The 21,032-nt window shown below is 67.6% G+C and carries 18 protein-coding genes; 8 read left to right on the top strand and 10 right to left on the bottom strand.

Annotation, left to right across the window (positions count from 1 at the left end):
- The first annotated feature begins 316 nt into the window (after positions 1 to 316).
- From PRN20_RS06570 to hrpB, 4 genes are all read left to right on the top strand, one after another.
- Positions 317 to 1,561 (top strand): aminopeptidase, encoded by a 1,245-nt coding sequence (locus PRN20_RS06570; RefSeq protein ID WP_273956436.1) that lies wholly within the window; start codon positions 317 to 319, stop codon positions 1,559 to 1,561.
- A 146-nt stretch (positions 1,562 to 1,707) separates the two neighbouring features.
- On the top strand, positions 1,708 to 4,176 hold the full coding sequence (locus PRN20_RS06565) for a sensor domain-containing protein (RefSeq protein WP_273956435.1): 2,469 nt from the start codon (positions 1,708 to 1,710) through the stop codon (positions 4,174 to 4,176).
- Positions 4,177 to 4,236: 60 nt separating this feature from the next.
- Positions 4,237 to 5,121 (top strand): PAS domain-containing protein, encoded by an 885-nt coding sequence (locus tag PRN20_RS06560; protein WP_273956434.1) that lies wholly within the window; start codon positions 4,237 to 4,239, stop codon positions 5,119 to 5,121.
- 41 nt (positions 5,122 to 5,162) lie between these two features.
- Entirely contained in the window at positions 5,163 to 7,607 is a 2,445-nt protein-coding gene (hrpB, locus tag PRN20_RS06555) for an ATP-dependent helicase HrpB (RefSeq protein ID WP_273956433.1), read from the top strand.
- 197 nt (positions 7,608 to 7,804) lie between these two features.
- Here the strand turns inward: hrpB and recQ are convergent, their stop codons facing one another.
- The 10 genes from recQ to PRN20_RS06505 form a co-directional block, all read right to left on the bottom strand.
- Positions 7,805 to 9,628, bottom strand: a complete 1,824-nt coding sequence (gene recQ / locus PRN20_RS06550) for a DNA helicase RecQ (protein WP_273956432.1) — start codon at positions 9,626 to 9,628, stop codon at positions 7,805 to 7,807.
- A gap of 153 nt (positions 9,629 to 9,781) precedes the next feature.
- Positions 9,782 to 10,582, bottom strand: a complete 801-nt coding sequence (locus PRN20_RS06545; RefSeq protein WP_273956431.1) for an alpha/beta fold hydrolase — start codon at positions 10,580 to 10,582, stop codon at positions 9,782 to 9,784.
- Positions 10,583 to 10,894: 312 nt separating this feature from the next.
- Positions 10,895 to 11,329, bottom strand: a complete 435-nt coding sequence (locus PRN20_RS06540; protein ID WP_273956430.1) for a YdeI/OmpD-associated family protein — start codon at positions 11,327 to 11,329, stop codon at positions 10,895 to 10,897.
- A complete protein-coding gene (locus tag PRN20_RS06535) occupies positions 11,326 to 11,823 on the bottom strand; it encodes an SRPBCC domain-containing protein (protein WP_273956429.1) in 498 nt (165 codons plus the stop codon). The genes PRN20_RS06540 and PRN20_RS06535 overlap by 4 nt, the downstream gene beginning before the upstream one ends.
- A 2-nt stretch (positions 11,824 to 11,825) precedes the next feature.
- A complete protein-coding gene (locus PRN20_RS06530) occupies positions 11,826 to 12,494 on the bottom strand; it encodes an SRPBCC family protein (protein WP_273956428.1) in 669 nt (222 codons plus the stop codon).
- A gap of 89 nt (positions 12,495 to 12,583) precedes the next feature.
- A complete protein-coding gene (locus PRN20_RS06525; protein ID WP_273956427.1) occupies positions 12,584 to 12,928 on the bottom strand; it encodes an ArsR/SmtB family transcription factor in 345 nt (114 codons plus the stop codon).
- A 14-nt stretch (positions 12,929 to 12,942) separates the two neighbouring features.
- Complete coding sequence (locus PRN20_RS06520) at positions 12,943 to 13,752, bottom strand: alpha/beta fold hydrolase (RefSeq protein WP_273956426.1); 810 nt, start codon at positions 13,750 to 13,752, stop codon at positions 12,943 to 12,945.
- A gap of 5 nt (positions 13,753 to 13,757) precedes the next feature.
- Positions 13,758 to 14,306, bottom strand: a complete 549-nt coding sequence (locus PRN20_RS06515) for an SRPBCC domain-containing protein (RefSeq protein WP_273956425.1) — start codon at positions 14,304 to 14,306, stop codon at positions 13,758 to 13,760.
- 80 nt (positions 14,307 to 14,386) lie between these two features.
- Positions 14,387 to 14,986: a hypothetical protein gene (locus tag PRN20_RS06510; RefSeq protein WP_273956424.1), complete on the bottom strand. Its 600-nt coding sequence runs from the start codon at positions 14,984 to 14,986 to the stop codon at positions 14,387 to 14,389.
- Positions 14,979 to 16,139, bottom strand: coding sequence for a hypothetical protein (locus PRN20_RS06505; protein WP_273956423.1), 1,161 nt, complete (start codon positions 16,137 to 16,139; stop codon positions 14,979 to 14,981). The genes PRN20_RS06510 and PRN20_RS06505 overlap by 8 nt, the downstream gene beginning before the upstream one ends.
- 82 nt (positions 16,140 to 16,221) lie before the next feature.
- On the opposite strand from PRN20_RS06505, the gene PRN20_RS06500 reads away from it, so the two are divergent.
- The 4 genes from PRN20_RS06500 to PRN20_RS06485 are packed head-to-tail and all read left to right on the top strand — an operon-like array spanning position 16,222 to position 21,025.
- Positions 16,222 to 17,889, top strand: coding sequence for a glucan biosynthesis protein (locus PRN20_RS06500; protein WP_273956422.1), 1,668 nt, complete (start codon positions 16,222 to 16,224; stop codon positions 17,887 to 17,889).
- A complete protein-coding gene (locus PRN20_RS06495) occupies positions 17,886 to 18,026 on the top strand; it encodes a hypothetical protein (RefSeq protein WP_273956421.1) in 141 nt (46 codons plus the stop codon). The genes PRN20_RS06500 and PRN20_RS06495 overlap by 4 nt, the downstream gene beginning before the upstream one ends.
- A gap of 43 nt (positions 18,027 to 18,069) precedes the next feature.
- On the top strand, positions 18,070 to 19,809 hold the full coding sequence (gene mdoH, locus PRN20_RS06490; RefSeq protein WP_273956420.1) for a glucans biosynthesis glucosyltransferase MdoH: 1,740 nt from the start codon (positions 18,070 to 18,072) through the stop codon (positions 19,807 to 19,809).
- On the top strand, positions 19,802 to 21,025 hold the full coding sequence (locus PRN20_RS06485; RefSeq protein WP_273956419.1) for an OpgC family protein: 1,224 nt from the start codon (positions 19,802 to 19,804) through the stop codon (positions 21,023 to 21,025). The genes mdoH and PRN20_RS06485 overlap by 8 nt, the downstream gene beginning before the upstream one ends.
- The last annotated feature ends 7 nt before the right edge of the window (positions 21,026 to 21,032 follow it).

Genomic DNA, 21,032 nt, shown 5'->3' with positions numbered 1-21,032 from the left:
AGGGGAGGGACTGAGGGAGGGGGTGGTTCGGTGGTCCACTGATGGACCCCCACCCTACCCTCCCCTCAAGGGGGAGGGGTGCCGCGCCCCGCGTGGACGTGGAGCTGTCGATTCCCCCCGGGGGCGTTCGACCATTCCCGTAACCAACGGGAGAAGCGAAGATGAACCCCATCGACGATGCGATGGTGCGGGCGTGGTGCCTGGGTATGGGGACGCAGGTGGCGCAGCCCGAGAGCGAGCTGGAGCTGCTCGTGCGCTTGAAGCAGGCGGAAGCGAGGGGTAAGGGTTCTCACCCCGTTTTCGCGAAGGTTTTCCAATGGCTCTGGGCAAGAATCCGATCGACCCCGTCAAACTCGACCGACTGGCGGAGGTCGCCATCAAGGTCGGCCTCCGACTAGAGCCCGGACAGGACCTTGTACTGACTGCCCCAATGTCGGCGCTGCCGCTGGTGCGCAAGATCACCGAGCATGCCTACAAGGCGGGCGCCGGCATCGTGCAGCCGATCTTCTCGGACGAGGAGATCACCCTCAACCGCTACCGCTATGCGGCCGATGAGAGCTTCGACAAGGCGCCGGGCTGGCTGTTCGAGGGTATGGCCAAGGCGTTCGACGGCAACGCGGCGCGGCTCGCCATTTCGGGCGACAACCCGATGATGCTGGCCAAGGAAGACCCGGCCAAGGTAGCGCGGGCCAACCGCGCCACCTCGATGGCCTATCGGCCGGCGCTCGAGAAGATCACCGGCTTCGACATCAACTGGAACATCGTCTCCTACCCGAACCCGGCCTGGGCGAAACTCGTCTTCCCCGATGACGAGGAAGAGGTGGCAATCGGCAAGCTGGCCGAGGCGATCTTTGCGGCGAGCCGCGTCGACCGCGAGGACCCGATCTCGGAGTGGCACGCCCACAACGCCAGGCTCAAGGAGCGCTGGACCTGGCTCAACGGCCACCAGTTCGCGTCGCTGCACTATTCCGGGCCGGGCACGGACCTCACCATCGGGCTCGCCGACGAGCACCGCTGGAAGGGCGGTGCGTCCGAGGCCAAGAACGGCATCACCTGCAACCCGAACATCCCGACCGAGGAAGTTTTCACCACCCCGCACAGCCAGCGCGTCGAGGGCTATGTGCGCTCGACCAAGCCGCTGAGCCACAACGGCACGCTGATCGCCGACATCGAGGTGAAGTTCGAGGGCGGCCGGATCGTCGAGGCCAAGGCCTCGAAGGGCGAGGCGGTGCTGCTCAAGGTGCTCGATACCGACGAAGGCGCGCGCCGGCTCGGCGAAGTGGCGCTCGTGCCCCACTCCTCGCCGATCAGCAAGTCGGGGATCCTGTTCTACAACACGCTGTTCGACGAAAATGCCGCCAGCCACATCGCTCTGGGCCAGTGCTACGCCGATTGCTTCGTCAACGGCACCAAGATGACACCCGACGAGATTGCGGCGCGCGGCGGCAACAAGAGCCTGATCCACATCGACTGGATGATCGGCTCGGACAAGATCGATATCGACGGCATCAAGCCCGATGGCAGCAAGGTGCCGGTGATGCGCAAGGGCGAATGGGCCTGAGTCAGGGCAAATGCTCAGGGGCGCGATAAGCGCTCCTTAACCATCCGTGTAACTTGTCATGCTGTCGCGGGGCCATGCGCACCCCGAGATTAATGTTTTGGCTTGTGGGCGGGACCTAGCATCACCCGCGACGCTGAGGGGTGGGCATGCAGAACCGAGTGGCTCCGCCACAGGAGGATCACCGCGACGACGCTGCGGCGACGCTGCGCCAGATCGGCGATGCGGTCGGCATTTCCGTATGGACGTGGCACGCGGCCACGGACCGCGTGTACCACTCGGCCACGACCATTCGCGGCGACGCGCTGGACCAGGGGATCGCGCTCGCCGAGATGCTGGCGCGCCTGCACCCCGGCGACCGGGCGCGCATGCGCCGGCGCCTCCATGCCGCGGTGCGCAGCGGCAAGTCCGGCGCCTTCCGCTTTCGCGGCGCCCCGGTGGGCGACGATATCCGCCTGTACAACGCCACCCACTTCGCGGTCGGCCCCAATGAAGTGCAGGTTATCGTCCAGGACGTCACGCGCATGCAGCGCGCCGAGCTGGCCCTGCGGGAGAGCGAGGACCACTACCGGACAGCGGTGGCGCTGAACCCCGAGGTGCCGTGGCTGGCAGACCCGGAGGGCAACATCGTCGAGTTCGGCCCGCGCTGGCTCGAGATGGTGGAACTCAACGCGGAGGAGACGCTGGGCCGAGGCTGGTTGCGGGCTCTCCACCCGGACGACCTGGTCCCCACGATCGAGCGATGGCGGCAGGCCCTGTCGTCCGGCCAGCCGCTCGATGTGGAGTATCGCCTGAGGCTCAAGAGCGGCAGCTACCGCTGGATGCGCGCGCGGGCGGCAGCCCGGCGTGACCGGCTGGGACGGATCCTGCGCTGGTACGGCACGCTCGAGGACATCCACGACCGCCGCATGGTCGAGGCGGCGCTACGCGAAAGCGAGGCCTTCTCGCGCTCCATCCTCGAGGCAAGCACCATGGCCATCGAGGTGCTCGACGCCGAGGGCCGGCTGATCTTCATGAACGGACCGGGCATGCGGATCATGGAGGTGGACAGTTTCCACGCCATCCGCGGACGCGGGTTCGAGACGTTCTGGCCGCACGATGTGAAGCAGACGATCCGAGACGCGATCGTGGCGGCGCGACGCGGCGTCACGGTGCGGCATACGCTGTTCGGGCCCACGGCCAAGGGCAAGGCGCGCTGGTGGGACCTGTCGATCTCGCCGATCCTCGACGAGGGCGGGACGGTGGCGCGGCTGCTGGCGCTGTCGCGCGACGTGACCGAGGCCAAGTACGCCGAAGCCGAGATCGCGCACCTCGCGCGGCACGACACGCTGACGGGACTGCCCAACCGCATGCACTTCCAGGAACGGCTGGAGATCGCGCTCGACAACCTCGGCGGACGGGTGCTGGCCGTGATGTCGGTGGACCTCGACGACTTCAAGCTGGTGAACGACACGCTGGGGCACCAGGTCGGCGATGCGCTGCTGCGCGAGACGGCCGAGCGGCTGCGGCTCTGCGCCGGCAGCGGCAACCTCGTGGCCCGGCTCGGCGGCGACGAATTCGCCCTGCTCCTCGATATCGCTGCTCCCGAGGACGCCGCTCCAACGGCGCAGGCCATTCTCGACGCCCTGCGGCACCGCTTCGAAATCGACGGCGAGATCGTCCATATCGGCGCCAGCATCGGCATCGCCGCCGCTCCGCGCGATGGCGAGAGTGCGGACGCGCTGCTGCACCATGCCGACGTCGCCATGTATCGGGTGAAGGCCGAGAAGGGGCGCAACTTCCGCTTCTTCGAGGCGGCGATGGATGAGGAACTGAGGCAGCGGCGCGAGATGAAGCGCGACCTGGCGCTGGCGCTGGGGCGCGGCGAGCTGTCCGTGGTCTACCAGCCGCAGATCGACATCGCGGGCAACCGGCTGACCGGGTTCGAGGCGCTGGTGCGCTGGGACTGCCCGGCGCATGGCTCGGTGTCGCCGATTGTCTTCATTCCGCTCGCCGAGGAGAGCGGGCTGATCGACGAGATCGGCGCGTTCGTGCTCGATCAGGCCTGCCGCGAAGCCGTGAGCTGGCCGGAAACGGTGTCGGTGGCGGTGAACCTCTCGCCGGCGCAGTTCCGCAATCGCGGCGTGGTGCGGGCCGTGTCGGACGCACTGTCGCGATCCGGGCTTCCGGCGGAGCGGCTGGAGCTCGAAATCACCGAGTCGGTGCTCCTCGACGACAACGTGGAAGCCGTGGCGGCGCTCAACGAACTGCACGGTATGGGGATACGCGTGGCGCTCGACGATTTCGGCACGGGCTACTCGTCGCTGAGCTATCTCAGGCGGTTCCCGTTCGACCGGATCAAGATCGACCGGTCGTTCGTCACCGACCTGCCGGATGCCGAAGGCTCGGCCGCGATCGTGCGGGCGATCATCGGGCTGGGCGCATCGCTGAAGACGCGGGTCACGGCCGAGGGCGTGGAGACCTGGGAGCAACTGCTGATGCTGAGGGACGAGGGCTGCAACGAGGCCCAGGGCTATCTCTTCAGCCGACCCCTGCCGGCCAGCCAGGCCCGCGGGCTGGCCCTCTCCGGTTTCGTCGCCCTGCCCCGGCAGGAGACGCCCCGCAAGCGGCCGGCCTGAACCAATACTTAACCCCGGCCGGTTAGCGTCGCGCCCAAACAAACGCCTGCGACGGACCCAATGTTCGACAAGCAGTTGATCGCCGCGCCATCAGAGTCGCTGGCGCTGGTTGAGCCGGCGCCGGCCATTACCGATGCCGAGCGCGTCCTGCAGCTCATCGAGCTGCACGAGGGCTATGGGCAGTGGAAGGTGATCTTCCCCGGCACCGTCGTGCTGTCCGAACGGATGGCCGAGATCTACGGGCTCGCACCGGAGACGCCGGTGCCGCTGCAGGACATGGTGAAGCTCTATGTCGCCGAGGACCGGGGCAAGCTGCTGGGCCTGATCGCGCAATCGCTGCAGGACCGGCGCGGCTTCCGCTGCCGGCTGCGGGTCGAGCGGCGCGACGGCCAGCTGCGAATGATCGAGACCATCGCCGACCTCCGGGTGCGCGACGGGCGGGTAACCGAGCTCTTCGGCGCCAGCCGCGACGTGACGGCGGAGATGGAACGCGAGCTGCAGGTGCAGGGTCGCATGAAGGTGGCGCAGGACCTCGTCAGCGACCTGCCCGCCCCGATCGTCGTCCTCGACGACAAGCTGCGGGTGATGGACTGCTCGATCCACTGGCTCAAGGCGCACCGCTTCGTCGAGCGCCGCGAGGTTGTGGGCAAGGCGATCACCCAGCTTCTGCCCGATACGCCGGCGGACCAGCTGGCCGAGTACGAGGCAGCGCTGAAGGGCCAGACGGTCAAGACGCGACGGACGTTCGCGAGCCCGACCAGCGGGGCGGCAGTGCAGTTCGCCACGGTCATCTCGCCGTGGTTCGTGGCCGAGCGCAAGGTTGGCGGCGTCACCATGACCATCGGCTGGTCGGAGATCGCGACCGTGAAATCCACCGCCCCGGCCCCGCAACCGGTCGATGATTTCGATGGCTCGCTGCTCGATATGCTGAAGACGGTGGTCTAGCCGCGCTTGCGCGGCATCAGCTTTTCTCCGATTGAAGCGGCATGAACCTGCCGCCCCTTCCCATCGACGAGGCCCTGCCCCGGCTTCTGGCCGCGCTGGAGGCTGGACCCCATGCAGTGCTGGTGGCGCCGCCGGGGGCGGGCAAGACGACGCGGGTGCCGCTGGCCCTGCTCGACGCGGCATGGCGGGGCGATGGCCGGATCGTGATGCTGGAGCCGCGGCGGCTCGCGGCGCGGGCGGCGGCGCGGCGCATGGCGCAGACGCTCGGCGACGAGGTTGGCGGGGTCGTCGGCTATCGGGTCCGGCTCGACGCCAAGGTGAGCAAGCGGACGCGGATCGAGGTCGTGACCGAGGGCGTGTTCACCGGGATGATCCTCGATGACCCCGAACTCACGGGCATCGCCGCAGTGCTGTTCGACGAGTTCCACGAACGTAGCCTCGATGCCGACCTCGGGTTGGCATTGGCGCTCGATGCGGCGGCGTTGCGCGACGACCTGCGCGTGCTGGTGATGTCGGCGACGATCGACGGGGCGCGCGTTGCCGACCTGCTCGACGGAGCACCGGTGGTGACGTCGGAAGGACGGGCCTTCCCTGTCGAGACGATCTGGCGCGACCGCGATCCCCTGCAAAAGATCGAGGACCAGGTGACGGGCGTGGTGCTGGAGGCGCTCCGGGAGCAGCCGGGCTCGGCGCTCGTGTTCCTGCCCGGTCAGGCCGAGATCGGTAGGGTGGCGGAGCGGCTGGCCGGGCGGGTGCCTGCCGATGTCGACATCGCCCCGCTCTACGGGCAGCTGACGCCCGAGGAACAGGACCGAGCGGTCCAGCCGGCTCCAAAGGGCCGGCGCAAGGTGGTGCTGGCGACCTCGATCGCGGAGACGTCGCTGACCATCGAAGGGGTGCGGATCGTCGTCGACAGCGGCCTGAGGCGTGCGCCGGCCTACGAGCCGGCAACCGGGCTGACGGTGCTCGAGACGCGCAAGGTCTCGCGGGCGTCGGCCGATCAAAGACGGGGCCGCGCGGGGCGTGTCGAACCGGGTGTCTGCTATCGCCTGTGGGGCGAAGGACAGAACGCGGCGCTCGCGGCGTTCGATGCGCCGGAAATGCTGGAGGCCGATCTTTCCGGGCTGGCGCTCGATCTGGCGGGTTGGGGCGTGACCGATCCGGGACAACTGAGATTCCTCGATCCGCCGCCGGGGCCAGCGTGGAATGAAGCGGTCGGCCTGCTCAAGGGGCTCGAGGCGCTGGACGAGGGCGGACGGATCACCGCCGAGGGCAAGGCGCTGGCACGGTTGCCGCTGCATCCACGGCTCGCCCACATGATCCACCGGGCCGCCGAGGAAGACGATGCGCTGACGGCCGCGCAGCTGGCGGTGCTGCTGGGTGAGCGCGGTCTGGGGGGAGACGGCACCGACCTCGGACATCGGCTCGAGCGGCTTGGGCGCGAACGCGGCAAGCGGGCCGACGAGGCGCACGGCCTGGCGCGGCGCTGGGCGCAGATGGTGGGCAATACCGGCGCCGGCGGCGAGGTTGGGCGGCATCTGGCGCGGGCCTATCCCGATCGCGTGGCGCAGCAGGCAGGCGCGCGGGGGCGGTTCCGGCTGGCCAACGGCCGGCAGGCGAGCCTCGATGAGACGGATGCGCTGGCGACGGCGCCGTACCTCGTCGTGGCGGATGTGACCGGTGCGGCGGCAACGGGGCGGATCCGCTCGGCTGTGGCGATCGACAGGGCAACAATCGAAGAGCTGTTCGCCGGGCAGATCGTCGACGAAACGGTGATGGCTTTCGACCGCGCGTCGCGGAGCGTGAGGGCGCGACGGGTGCGGCGGCTGGGCGCGTTGCGGCTGGACGAGGCGCCGGTGGCGATTGCGGATGACGCCGCGGCGGCTCAGGCACTGGCCGAAGGTATAGCCGGGCTCGGCATCGGGCAGCTGCCGTGGACGAAGGAGCAACGCGCGCTGCGGGAGCGGGCGAGCTACCTGCGGGCGACGCTGGGCGAGGACTGGCCCGACCTTTCGGATGCGGGGCTTGCGGCGGATATCGACTGGCTGGTGCCGAGCCTGATCGGCAAGACGGCACTGGGCGAAGTCACGGCGGACGACCTCGCCGGGGCGCTGGAGGGGCTGCTGCCCTGGGGCAGGCGGCAGGAGATGGAGCGGCTGCTGCCATCGCATTTCGACGCGCCGTCGGGGTCTCGGCTGCCGATCGACTATGGGGCGGAGAACGGCCCGGCGCTGGAAGTTCGGGTGCAGGAACTGTTCGGCATGGACAAGCACCCGAGCGTCGCGGGCGGGAAGGTGCCGCTGCTGCTGGTGCTGCTGTCGCCAGCGCACCGGCCGATCCAGACGACACGCGACCTGCCGGGCTTCTGGCGCGGCAGCTGGAAGGACGTGGCCAAGGACCTGAAGGGGCGGTATCCGCGGCACTACTGGCCGGACAACCCGCTGGAGGCGGCGGCGACGGCGCGGGCGAAGCCGCGGGGGACTTGAGGGCCCTCCCTTCTCCCCTCAGGGGAGAAGGTGGCGCGAAGCGCCGGATGAGGGTGAGGCGGTGGCAGGTGCTGGGCGATGCAGCGTCGCCGATGGGCTGCACCCCTCACCCTAGCTTCGCTAACTCGCGACGCTCGTAAGCTGCGCTTGCCCTCTCCCCTGAGGGGCGAGGGGACGCGAGGGGCACGACCAGGGACTTACGCCGGCCCGGCCGCCTTCAGCACCGCGAGAAATTCGGCCCCGTAGCGCTTGAGCTTCGACTCCCCGACGCCGGAGATGGTGGCGAGTTCGGCCATGGTCTGTGGCCGGTCCATGGCCATTTCGCGCAGGGTCGTGTCGTGGAAGACGACGTAAGGCGGGACGCCCTGGGATTTGGCGATCTGGGCGCGTTCGGCGCGCAGGGCGTCGAAGAGGGCCTGGGCCGGGCCGGGGAGCGCCACGGCGTTCTGCAGGGAGCGCCGGGTTTCGGTGGCCTTGCGCGGGCGATCGCGGCGGAAGGTGATCTTGCGCTCGCCGCGGAAGACATCGCGCGAACCCTCGCCGAGGTGGAGCGCGCCGAAGGAGTGATCGACGGTGAGGAGGCCCATCGCGGTCAGCTGCCGGATGACCGATTGCCAGGAGCGCGGGTCGAGGTCCTTGCCCTGCCCGAAGACCGGCTGATCCTGGTGGCCGAACTGGGTGACCTTGTCGGTCTGCTTGCCCACCAGCACATCGACGATGTGGCCGGCGCCGAAGCGCTGCCCGGTGCGGTAGACGGCGGCCATGGCCTTGACGGCGGCGTCCGAGCCATCCCAGGTTTCGACCGGCGAGAGGCAGGTATCGCAGTTGCCACAGGCGCCGGCGTGGGCCTCGCCGAAATGGGCGAGGATCGACTTGCGGCGGCATTCGGGAGTTTCGCAGACGGCGAGGAGCGCGGTGAGCTTGGAACGCTCGACGCGCTTGACCTCATCGGGCGCATTGCCCTCGTCGATCATGCGGCGGCGCTGGGCGACGTCGGACATGCCGTAGCACATCCAGGCCTCCGCCGGCAGGCCGTCGCGGCCGGCGCGGCCCGTCTCCTGGTAGTAGGCCTCGATGGACGAAGGCAGGTCCATGTGGGCGACGTAGCGCACGTCGGGCTTGTCGATGCCCATGCCGAAGGCGACGGTGGCGACGAGGCAGAGCGACTCTTCCTTGAGGAAGGCATCCTGGTTGGCGCTGCGGTCGCGGGCATTCATGCCGGCATGGTAGGGCAGCGCGCGGATGCCCTCCTTGTTCAGCCACTCGGCGGTGGTGTCGACCTTGGCGCGTGAGAGGCAATAGACGATGCCGGAACTGCCATTGTGGCGGGCAAGAAAGCTCTTCAGCTGCGAGCGGGCATTGTCGCGCTCGACGATCGAGTAGCTGATGTTGGGGCGATCGAAGCTGGTGGTAAAGACGCGGGCGTCGGTGAGGCCGAGGCGCTCGATGATGTCTTCGCGGGTGGTCGGGTCGGCCGTGGCGGTGAGCGCGATGCGCGGCACGCCGGGATAGTCGGCGGCGAGATTGCTGAGCTCACGATACTCGGGGCGGAAGTCGTGGCCCCACTGCGACACGCAATGCGCTTCGTCGATGGCGATGAGCGAGATCGGCACGCCCTGCATCATCGACTTGAAGCCGGGGAGCACGATGCGCTCGGGGGCGACGTAGAGCAGGTCGAGCTTGCCGGACTTGAGATCACGGAAGGTGCGGGAGGACTCCTCGGAACTGACCGAGGAATTGAGGGTCGCGGCGTTCACGCCGGCCTGCTTCAGCGCCTCGACCTGGTCGCGCATGAGCGCGATGAGGGGCGAGACGACGATGCCGACGCCCTGGCGGGCGAGGGCCGGGACCTGGAAGCACATCGACTTGCCGGCGCCGGTGGGGAACAGCACCACCGCGTCGCCACCGCCGGTAACGTGGCGGACGACATCTTCCTGCTGGCCCCGAAAACTCTGGTGGCCGAAGACCGAACGGAGAATCTCCGCCGGATCGTGCGGGGTGTCGAACAGCGACTCAAGCATGGTTGCTAGAGTGTTAAGTTGGAGGACGGGGTCAAGCCTCGTGTCCGGTACGTGTTGCCCCACCCCACCGTTGATCCCACCAGATACCTCTCCCACGCGTCGTCATCCGCGGGCTTGATCCGCGGATGACGACTGAGAGGGTGGTGGCCTCCGTCACTCCTGATCGAGGAACGCGAGCGCGGTTTCGGCCAGCCTAGGCGAGTTCATCATGGTGTAGTGGGTAACGCCCGGGAGGATGGCGAGGCGGTTGTGGTTCATGCCCGAACCGTCCCACATCGCGTCCTGCAGGCCGCCGCCGAGCAGCTCGAAGAACTTGGCGGCGTGGCCGGTGCGCACCGCGTCCCAGTCGCCGTAGACCAACTGGGTGGGGACCGTGAGGTTCGGGATTTCGGCCGACAGATCGTAGTCCTTGCCCATGTAGGCCATCTGGTCGAGCAGCTTGGGAAAGTTGACCTCGGGGTCGGGGTTCACGGCGGCGAAGCCCTCGTAGAGGGGCGTGCCCTTCATCATCCCGGCGAGGCCCGCGTTCATCGAACGCATGCCCTGCTGGTTGTAGTCGTGCCAGCCGGAGAAGGCGTAGGGGGCCGACGCGATGACCAGCCGCTTGACCAGTTCGGGGTGATCGAGCGCGAGGCGAAGGCCAGTGGTGCCGCCCATCGAGTTGCCGACGACATCGACCGTGTCGTAGCCGAGCGCCCGGATGACCTCGGCAACGTCGGCCGCCATGTTCTCGAAGCTCATGGGCCTGTCGAGCGGGCCGGTACGGCCGTGCCCCTGCGCCTCGATGGCGATCACTTCGCGGGTTTCGGCGAGCGCGGGAATGACAGGACCGAAGGACTCGATGGTCATCAGGCCGCCGTGAAGCAGGACGAGCGGAGCGCCGCTGCCATAGGTGGCGTAATAGACCTTGCCGCCGTTGACGGGGACGTAGCCGGACTTTGTGGGGGTGGGCATGGAAGCAACTCCTTGTTGGGCAATGGCGGGTGCCGGCACGGCCAGAGCAAAGCTGGCGAGGACGGCGAGGGCAAGTACAGTTCGACGTAGCATCGGAAGTCTCCGTGGGTTGGATATGGCTCCGCCGGTCCCGCGAGATGCGGGTTGGTGGCGGTTAATAGTTCCGTGGTTTCTCCCCTCACCCGTCCCAGCCTTCGGCCGATCCACCCTCTCCCCGACGGGGAGAGGAACAGGGGTGATCGCCGATGGTTGGGGATTCTTCTCCCCGTCGGGGAGAAGGTGGCGCGTAGCGCCGGATGAGGGGTCTTCCTGCTAGGTGGTCAGCATTTCGATGGCCTTCCGGACGCGTCGGAGCCTTGTCTCGGGGGCCTTGGCGCCCTCGATGGCGGTGACGTGGGCCTTCTTGTGGCTGGGGGCCAGCTTGTTCCAGGCGGCCAGCGCGACGGGATCGGCATCGAGGGCGGCCTGGAGATCGCCCGGAGCCTCGATGATGCGGGGCTGGTCGTCGAGGACAAGCTCGACCTCGTGGGTCTCGCTGCCTTTGACGCCGGTGATGCTGCGGATCTCGGCGCTGACGCCGATCAGCAGCCTGTCGCCCATGGTCGCCACCTTGCTGCGCCAGGTGTGGCCGGCGAGGGTGACGACGACCAGCGGGTTCTTGCCGCCGCCGAGTTCGTCGCGCACTGCTGGCGGCACGATGATGCCGGTATTGTTGCCGGCCTGCAGGATGGTGGTCACGAACTTCATCTCGTTGCTCCAGTCGTGAGGTGGGCGGCGAGCTTGTCGAAGCTCTCGAGCACCCCCTCGCGGAAACCGCGGCGGACGACGGCGTCCTTGTCGGCGGCGGTATCGAAATAGGCGTCGAGCGTCAGCCGGGTGCGGCCGCTGCCGATGTCGCTGAGGGTGATTACCCTCAGGAAGCTTGGTGGCGGGTTGTCGCCGAACACCTGGTCGGTGGCCGCCGCGTTGCGGTAGACGATGCGTTCGGGCGGGGTGACCTCGATGAACTCGCTGTCCGTCGGGTATTCGCGACCGTCCGGCCCGCGCATCACGTGGTGCCAGCGCCCGCCCGGGCGGAGGTCGAGCTCCACCACGGGGTTGGTGAAGCCCTTCGGACCCCACCACTGGCTCAGATGGAACGGATCGGCGAACATCCGCCACACGAGATCGCGCGGCGCGTCGAACTCGCGCTCGATCTCGAGCCGGCGATCGTTCGGAACAGTGGTGAGGTCTGAGAGCACCTTCAGGCTTCCTGGGTGAGTTCGGAGAGGATGCGGTCCATCACTTCGTAGCCGTGGCGCATGCCCTCCTCCATGCCCGAGGCGACCATGCCGTCACGATCCTCGATGCTGTCGTGGTTCGAGACTGACTTATAGTGCGTGATGGCGCCGTCTGCTTCGAAGGTATGGGTTTCGAGCAGGGTCTTGCCGAAGAACATGTTCTCCATGCCGAAGGTCCAGACGAACTTCTCGGGGGCGGTCACCTCACGGTACTCGCCGGTGAAGATGTAGACGTTGCCGTCCGGATCGTGGGACTCGATCCGCCATTTGCCGCCAGGGCGGACATCGAACGCGGTGATGACGTTCTTCTGCCCCTCGGTGCCCCACCAGCGGGCGACGTGCTCGGGCTCGGTCATGACCTTCCACACCAGGGCGCGCGGCGCGGCGAAATCGCGGGTGGCGATGATGATCGGTTCGTTGGCGGGGGCCTCGATCTTCAGGTTGTCGATGGGCATTTTCTTCTCCTTGAGTTTCATCAGGTAGTCGTCGAGGCGATCGAGGCTTTCCTGCCAATGTCGCCAGTAGGCCACGAACCAGTGTCCCTTGCCGGCGCCCGGCCGGAGGCGGCGCAAAGCTTCGCCGTGCCGCTTCCGGACATAGTCCGAAAGCGAGATGACCTTGGGTCGTTCCATTTGCGTTTCGCGGCCCCAGCCGCCCCGGGGTGGTCCTAGTGGTCGCGCTCCCGAACCGCAAAAGTCTGCAACTTTTGCTGTTCGCGCGCCTAGTTCTTCGGGGCGCCGGGGTCTCCCTTCTGCAGTTCGGCGAGGTAATCGCCCAGGCGGTCGAGGCTCTCGTCCCAGAAGCGGCGGTAGCTTTCGACCCAGTCCGCGACTTCGGCCATGGGGGCCGCCTCGAGCTTGCAGGGACGCCACTGGGCTTCCTTGCCACGCGAGATCAGCCCCGCCTTCTCGAGCACCTTCAGGTGCTTGGAGACGGCAGCCATGGACATGTCATAGGGCTCGGCCAGTTCGCTGACCGTCGCCTCACCCGTTGCCAGCCGGGCAAGGATGCCGCGACGGGTGGGGTCGGCGAGTGCGGAGAGCGTCAGGGACAGGCGGTCGGTCATTTCGGTCTCTTGGGTCAGGCAGCGGCGCGGGCGGTAGCGGCGCCCGAGAAGAAGTCGATCAGCACGGGGGCGACGAGTTCGGCCGCCGCATCGTGGCTCTGGCCGGGCAGCGAGGCAAAGCGCGCACCGGGGATGGTCTCGCGAGCGAGGCGTACCGGCTCCCTGAGCTGCTTGAAGGTCTTGTCGCCAGCCATGACGATGGTGGGGACGCGGATGGAGCGGGCGACCTCGGTGGGGAAGCCGTAGCCCTCCATGACCGCGGTATCGTGCGGCAGGCTGGGGGCGTTGTGCATCATCGCCTTCCAGTGCGGGTTGAGCCGCATCATCGGCATCATGATGGCGGGCATGCCGATCATCTTGACCATGAAGAACCTGGCGATCTCGGACCGGCGATCTTCGCGCACCAGGCGCTCGACTTCAGCCTGATAGCCACGGGGCATCGGCTTGCCGCCGGGAACGTCGGTAAACGGCGGCTCGAAGATGGCGAGCCGATCGACCGGCAGGCCGCGGGCGGCGGCGAACAGGGCCAGCGCTGCGCCGGACGAGGTGCCGTAGAGGCTGGCCGAGCCGCCGGCGATCTCGATGAGGGCGGCGAGGTCCTCGTATTCGCGGTCGGGCGAATAGTCGGTGGAGAGGTCGCTGTCGCCGCGGCTGCGCCGGTCATAGTTGTAGACGGTGAAGTGGGGGGCCAGCAGCGGGGCCAGCTTGGGCATCGGGCCCATGTTGCGGCCGCACCAGGCGCCGTCGATCAGGATGACGGCCGGGCCGGAGCCGCGTACGTCGTAGGCGATCTTCGTGCCATCGCGAGAGGTGAAGGTGTTCATGACGCTTACTCCTGCTGGAACGCCGCGGTGGCGCTGAGAGTGAAGAGATAGAGGTCGAGCTTGTCGCTGCCCTCGGAGACGGTGGAGGCAAAGCCCTGCTTCACGGCCTGGTCGCGGGCGGCGAGCGAGGTGAAGCGGACAGTGATGTGGACGCTGGTGAGGCGGCCGGCTTCGGCGAGGGTCATCTCGGTGACCATCTCGGCCGGCGGCAGTTTATCGCCGAAGCGATAGCCCGCGGGGGCGTCGCGCCAGACCAGCCGGTCGACCGGCGAGATCTCGAGATAGACGCTGGTGTAGCCGTACTCGTTGCCCGAGGCGAAGCGCATCACCTGGCGCCAGGCGCCGCCGACGCGGAGGTCGACTTCGCTGACCGGATTGGTGGCGCCCTTGGGGCCCCAGAAGTGCACCAGGTGCTTGGGCTCGGTGTAGCAGCGCCAGACCAGCGCGCGCGGCGCCTCGAAGCTGCGGGCGATGAGGATGACGGGATCGTTGGCCGGCGTGGTGACGGCGGAGGTCCGGGTCGGCGCGGTGCCGGTGAGTTCGACGCAGTCCATTGCTCAACTCTCAAGTTGATAACTTATTGGTTGAATACACCTCGCAACGAGGGTTGTCAACCGATCGGTTAAGGAAACCGTCAGGCGGGGATGAGAGCGGCGGAAACGAGCTTGATGGAGCGACGCCGGTTATCGGGGTCGGTTGGCCGCATCTGGACCGCATCGGGGAGATCGAACTCGACTTCGATGTGGCCGTTCGCCTCGGAGACGAGGTCGGCCGGCAGGTCGAGGGCGAAGTCCTGGGGTGGATCGCCGGTGACGGTGAGGGTGCCGAGAGGCTGGCCGTTGACCGATACGGTCACGCGCTGCGTCGGCTGGTCGTCCTTCTTGACGGCCACCAGCCTGAGTTCGAGCCGCAGGGCGGTGGCCGGTTCGGTGTAGACGAAGCGCAGGCGGGCACTGGTGCCGACGGCATGGTTGCCGTCCCCCGCCGGACCTTCCCAGCCGCAGACGCGCAGGGGCTTGGCCGCCTCGCGCCCATCGGGGGTGAAGTCGATGGTGGTGCCGAGCGCATAGGTGCCGGCGACCGGCTGATTGAGGCAGGTCGTGGTCTTGTCGATGTAGTAGGCGCGGTAGTCCGGCGGCACGTCCGGGTGGAGCATCAGCCAGAAGACGACGAGCTCGAAGCCGGCAACGAGGACGACGAGCGCGTAGGCGCCGATGCGGAGCGCGCTAGACAAGGCTCAGGTACTCCGTCAGCCAGCCGATGGTGGTGAAGTAGCCCGAGGCGAGGAACACCAGCAGGGCGATGGCGAAGAGCCAGCGTGACGAGGCGAGCAGTTGCGTCAGGATCAACGGAATGGGCGCGAGGCCGGCGGTGAAGCGCAGCATCGAAGCCATGCCGGCAAAGAGCGGCGCGGTGAGGCACATCAGGGCGTAGACGGCCATGGCGTATTGCCGGCGGACCAGCAGGACGATGGCCAGCGCGTAGCCGACAAGCGTTGCGACGGCGAGCTGCTGGGGCGGGGTCGGGATCCAGCCTTGTGCCGGGAACGTCGTCAGGGCCTGCCACAGGAAGCCGAGCGGGTTGCCGGTGGGGCGGGCCCAGGCGCGCTGCACGTGGCTGAAGGCCAGGGCATCGCCAACGTGCAGGTGGAGGAAGAGCATGTAGGCGAAGAGCCCGAGTGGGGCGATGAAGATGGCGAGCAGCCAATCGGGGCGCTTCAGCACGGCAGGGATGAAATCGCGCCAGGTGCCACCCGCCTCGCGATGACGCAGCCAGATCTTGATGAGTATGGCGAAGACGATGAAGCAGCCGACGATGCGGGTCGCCGAAAGCAGCGCGGCGAACACGCCGGCGAGCAGGATGCGCCGGGCCTGTAGCGCGGCGAACACGCACACCGTCAGGAAGAGGAACAGCACCTCGGTATAGAAGGTGGTGAACCAGATGGAGAACGGGCCGGCGAGGAGGAAGGCAGAGAACAGCGTGTAGGCGCGCAGGTTCCGGCCGAGCAGCGGCCAGGCGACGCGGGCTGTCGCGATGCAGACGAGCAGCGACAGACCGGTCGCCGCGACGATGGTCTCGAGGCCGGTGAGGGCGCGCACGATGCCGACCAGCAGCGGATAGAGCGGGAAGAAAGCCCAGTTGCCGGCATTGATCAGGGTCGGCGTGGGGAAACCGTCATAACCCTGCTCGGCGAGCTTCACGTACCACTGGCAATCCCAGCGGCACATGCCGGCGGCGAAACTGGCGATGGAGGGGTCGTCCGCCGTGGCGGCATAGGCAAGAAAGCGGATGAGCAACCCGGCGCAGGCCAGTGCGACCGGGATCGCGAGCAGGGCCGCCTCGAGGGGCAGGCTTCTGGGGGTGCGCACCGCGAGGGCGTCGCTCATGTGTGATCCAAGGTCGGGGAACGCCGGGAACTCCTAACGCATTACGGCGAAATCATATCCATTCCGCCGGTGCATACCTGCCATGCTACAACTTTCGGGGCTCAACGGCGTTGCGGACTTCGTGCTTCTGATGCTCGAGCCCTCCCCTCACAGTTACTGCATGCACCCCACATCATATCCTCGGCTCGGTCGACGAGCCTTCCTGAAGTCCGCCGCGGCAGCAGCCGCTCTGTTTTCCACCACCGCTCTTACCCCCATCGCCATCGCGCAGGATGCAGAGACCTTCGATTTCGAGGTTCTGACCGAGCGCATGCGCGCCAAGGCGGCGGAGCCGTTCGACGCAACCGTGCCGGAGCTGCCCAAGCTCTTCGCCGGGCTCGACTATGACGGCTACCGCAAGGTCCAGTTCGACGCGCAGCATGCGCGCTGGATCGACAACAATTCGGGCTTCCAGGTGCATGCCTTCCCGATGGGCTGGCTGTTCAAGGAGCCGGTGGGCGTGTTCGAGGTCGCCGAGGGCAAGGCCCTGCCCTTCGACTTCTCGAACGAGGATTTCCTGTTCTACGACGCGGCGATGAAGACCGAGGCGGAGGCCGAGAGCTTCCCCGGCATCGCAGGCGTCCGCATCAACTACCCGCTGAACCAGGCCGACAAGATGGACGAGCTCGTCTCGTTCCTCGGTTCGAGCTACTTCCGGGCACTGGGGCGCGCCAACATCTACGGGCTCAGCGCCCGCGGCCTCGCGATCAACTCGTGGCAGGCCGGGCCGGAAGAGTTTCCGCGCTTTTCCTCGTTCTGGCTGGAGCGCCCGACCGAGGACAAGCCGCTGGTGATGTATGCGAGCCTCGAGGGCGCGAGCGTCACGGGTGCCTACCGCTTCGAGATCACGCCGCCGAGCGCCGAGGCGCAGGAGACGGTGATGGATGTCACCGCGCGCCTGTTCTTCCGCGCCGACATCGGCGAGATCGGCATCGCGCCGCTGACCTCGATGTTCCTGTTCGCCGAAACCAACCGGCACCTGTTCGACGACTTCCGGCCGCAGGTGCACGACAGCAACGGCCTCATGGTCGAGCGCGACGGCGGCGAGGTGTTCTGGCGCTCGCTCAACAACACCGACCAGTTGGGCAATACCTACCTGTGGGAGAACAACCCGCGGGCGTTCGGCCTCTACCAGCGCGACCGCAACTTCGAGACCTACCAGGACGCGGGTGCGCACTACGAGCGCCGGCCGTCGGCGCGGGTCGAGCCGGTGGGCGACTGGGGCCAGGGCCATGTCCGCCTGATCGAGGCGCCGAGCCGGCTCGAGGTGGAGGACAATATCGTCGCTTTCTGGATTCCGTCGGATCCCGTGAAAGCCGGCGACACGCGCGAGTTCCACTACCGCCTGATCTGGGGCGACCTAATGCCCCACGACGATGCGACGCTGGCCCACGTGGTCGAAACGCGCGCCGGACAGGGTGGTGTCTCGGGCGTCGCCAACGATGCCAAGCTGCGGAAGTTCGTGGTGGATTTCGCCGGCGGCCCGCTCAGGACCATGCCGACGGAGGCCCAGCTCGATGTCGTCGCCACGGTGGCGGGCGGCGAGATCGTCTCCTCAGCCCTGTCACGAATCGACGCCAACGGAGCCTGGAGGCTCGCCCTCGACGTCATGATCGACGGCACCGGCCCGGTGGAACTGAAGGCCAATGTTGCCAGTTCTGGGCGCACGATCACCGAAACTTGGCTCTATCAGTGGAGAGGGCAGGCATGAAGCACGAAGGACCGATGTTTTCGAACGCGCTTCCGGATGCCCCGCTCCAGATGCCCAAGCAGGTGCTGGAGCGCCGCCGGGTATCGCTGTTCACTGCGCTGCGAGCCGCCTTTGCCGCCGCGCTTCCGCGCTTCTGACCGGCTGGAGCCTCACACAATGCCGGTTTCGGAGCGCCAGTAGATGGCGCGAGCGCAGCGTATCCGCGTTGCAGCTCTCTGTGCATCGGGTCTGATCAGCCTCGGAGCCGGATGGCTGTATATGCGCTTCATCGGCAGCGATGGAACGAACCTGCTCGACTGGTTCCGCACCTCGCTGTTCACGCTCACCAGCTTCTGGCTGGTGTGGGGCGGCGTGGCGGGCGTCCTCGGCGTGCTCGCGCCGCCCAAGCGGCGGCTGGTGTCCGCGGGCAAGCCCGAGGGCATGACCGCCATCCTCATGCCGATCTACAACGAGGACGCCGCCGCGAGCTTCTCGCGCGTCGCGGCCATGAATCGCAGCCTCGTCTCGCTCGGCATCGCCGACCGGTTCCACTTCGCCATCCTCTCGGACACCAACCGCATGGAGGTGGCCGCAGAGGAGGTCGTCTGGTTCGAGCAACTGCTCCAGGAGCCGATGGCCGAAGGGCGGATGTACTACCGCCGGCGCGAGCGCAATGTCGGCAAGAAGGCCGGCAATATCGAGGATTTCATCTCGCGCTCGGGTGCGGCCTACGACTACGCACTGATCCTCGATGCCGACAGCCTGATGGACGGCGCGACGATCCAGGCGATGGCGCGGCGCATGGACGAGGACAAGCGGCTCGGCCTGCTGCAGACGGTGCCGGAAGTCATCCACGCGCGCAGCATGTTCGGGCGCCTGATGCAGTTCTCGGCGGCCTATCTCTCCCCGTTCTTCGCCCGCGGCACCTCGCTTATGCAGGGTGAGGAAGGGCCATACTGGGGGCACAACGCCATCGTGCGGATGCAGGCGTTTGCGGCGAGCTGCGGGCTGCCGGTACTGTCGGGCAAGCCGCCGGCCGGTGGGCATATCCTCAGCCACGACTATGTCGAGGCGGCGCTGTTGTCGCGCGCCGGCTGGAAGGTCGAGGTCGACCCCTATCTGGGCGGCTCCTACGAGGAAGGCCCGGAGAACCTCATCGAATATGCCAAGCGCGACCGGCGCTGGTGCCAGGGCAACCTGCAGCACCGCCGGCTCCTCGGCGCACCGGGGCTCAGGTTCTGGAGCCGCTTCACCTTCGTGCAGGGCATCATGGCCTATGTCGCCTCGCCGCTGTGGCTGATGCTGCTCGCGGCCAGCATCCTCGCCGAGGCGATCCCCGGACGCTACTGGTGGCGCGACGACGAGACCGGCATCTGGGTGCTGGCCGTGGCCGTGGCGGTGGTGTTGCTCCTGCCCAAGCTGCTGATCCTCCTCCGCTCGACGCTGGGCGGGCGCAATGCCGGTTTCGGCGGTACGCTGCGGGCGGGCGCCTCGGTCCTCGCCGAGATCCTGGTGTCGACGCTGCTGGCGCCGATCATGCTGTGCTTCCAGAGCAAGGCGGTGATCGAGATCCTGCTCGGGCTCGACGGCGGCTGGCCGGCGACCAACCGTTCGGAAAGCCGGGTGAGCCTGCCGCTCGCCTTCGCCGCGAGCTGGTGGGTGACGGTGGCGGGTGCCGGGGTGCTGGCCATCTCCCTCGTCTTTGCGCGCGACCTCGTGCCATGGCTGATTCCGGTCGCCCTGCCTGCGATCCTCGCTCCGCTGCTGATCGCCTGGACGTCGAACGGGTCGGCCCGCAAGCCGCTGCTGTTCACGACGACCAGCGAAACGGCGCCGGCACCGGTGATCGTCGAGCAGCAGCGCATCTACCTGAGCTGGACGCACCAGGGTCCGGTCGTCAACGAACCATCAGTCGCCGGGGTGAGCCGTGTCCATGCCTGACAGTCAACCGGCACTGCTGCGTGCCCCGCTCGGCGAGCGCCTGAAGGGCTGGCTCGCCATCCCGATGGGGACGGACACCACCGCACCGCTCAAGGGGCGCGACGCGCGGCTCGACATGTTCCGCGGGCTGGCGCTGCTGATGATCTTCATCAACCACGTGCCGGGGACGTTTTACGAGACCCTGACCAGCCGAAATTTCGGCTTCTCCGACGCGGCCGAAGCCTTCGTGTTCATGTCGGGGCTCGCGGCGGGCCTCGCCTATTCGGGAAAGCTCGCGACGGGACCGCTATGGCCGGCGATCGCCAAGGTCTGGGCACGGGCGCGGCACCTCTACTTCGTCCACCTGTCGATCACGATGATGGCGCTCGCCGTCTTTGCGGCTGCGGCGCTGTGGTTCGGGCTCTACGAGCTATTGGGCAAGAACAACCTCGCGCCGCTTTTCGCCACCCCGCTCGAGGCGATGATCGGCCTGCCGCTCATGACGCATCAGCTGGGCTACCTCAACATCCTGCCGCTCTACATCACGCTGCTGCTGGCGACGCCGGCGATCATCCTCGCAGGCCTCCGCTGGCCGGTGCGGACGCTGATCGGCTCGATCGCGCTTTGGGTGATCGCGGGACAGTTCCGGCTTAACCTGCCGAACTTCCCGACGCCGGGCGGCTGGTTCTTCAATCCGCTGTCGTGGCAAATCCTGTTCGTCATCGGGCTGCTCTCGGGCATGGCGATGAAGCAGGGCAAGCGCTTCGTGCCGCGCAGCCCGTGGCTGTTCGGCGCGGCCGCTGCGTTCCTGCTGCTCGTGCTGGTGTGGGTGAAGGTGCCGCCGGTCGGCGATGCCGGGCGGCAGGTGCTCGGCTTCCTCAGCAAGCTCGGGCTGCCGTTCTACGTGACGTGGTTCGACAAGACGTTCCTTGCGCTGCCGCGACTGCTGCACGCGCTCGCGCTGTTCTACGTCGTCGCCTCGCTGGGCGTGATGCGCCAGGTGTCCGAATCGAAGTGGACGGCACCGCTGAGGCTGATGGGCCGGCAGGGGCTCGCGGTGTTTGCCACCGGCACGGTGATCAGCCTGTTCCTGCAGGCAGTGAAGGCAGGTATCTCGTCCAACATCTGGATCGATACCCTGCTGCTCGGCGCCGGCGTGGCAGTGCTCGTGCTTCTGGCCCATGTCCTTACGCGGACACAGCAAATGACCCGTGCTGCAGCGGCGGTTAGCGCGTAGTCGAAAC

The sequence above is a fragment of the Devosia sp. ZB163 genome (assembly GCF_028613635.1).
Taxonomy (GTDB): Bacteria; Pseudomonadota; Alphaproteobacteria; order Rhizobiales; family Devosiaceae; genus Devosia_A.
Note: the sequence above shows the minus strand (reverse complement) of the source record. Positions and strands in the feature narration are given on the sequence as shown.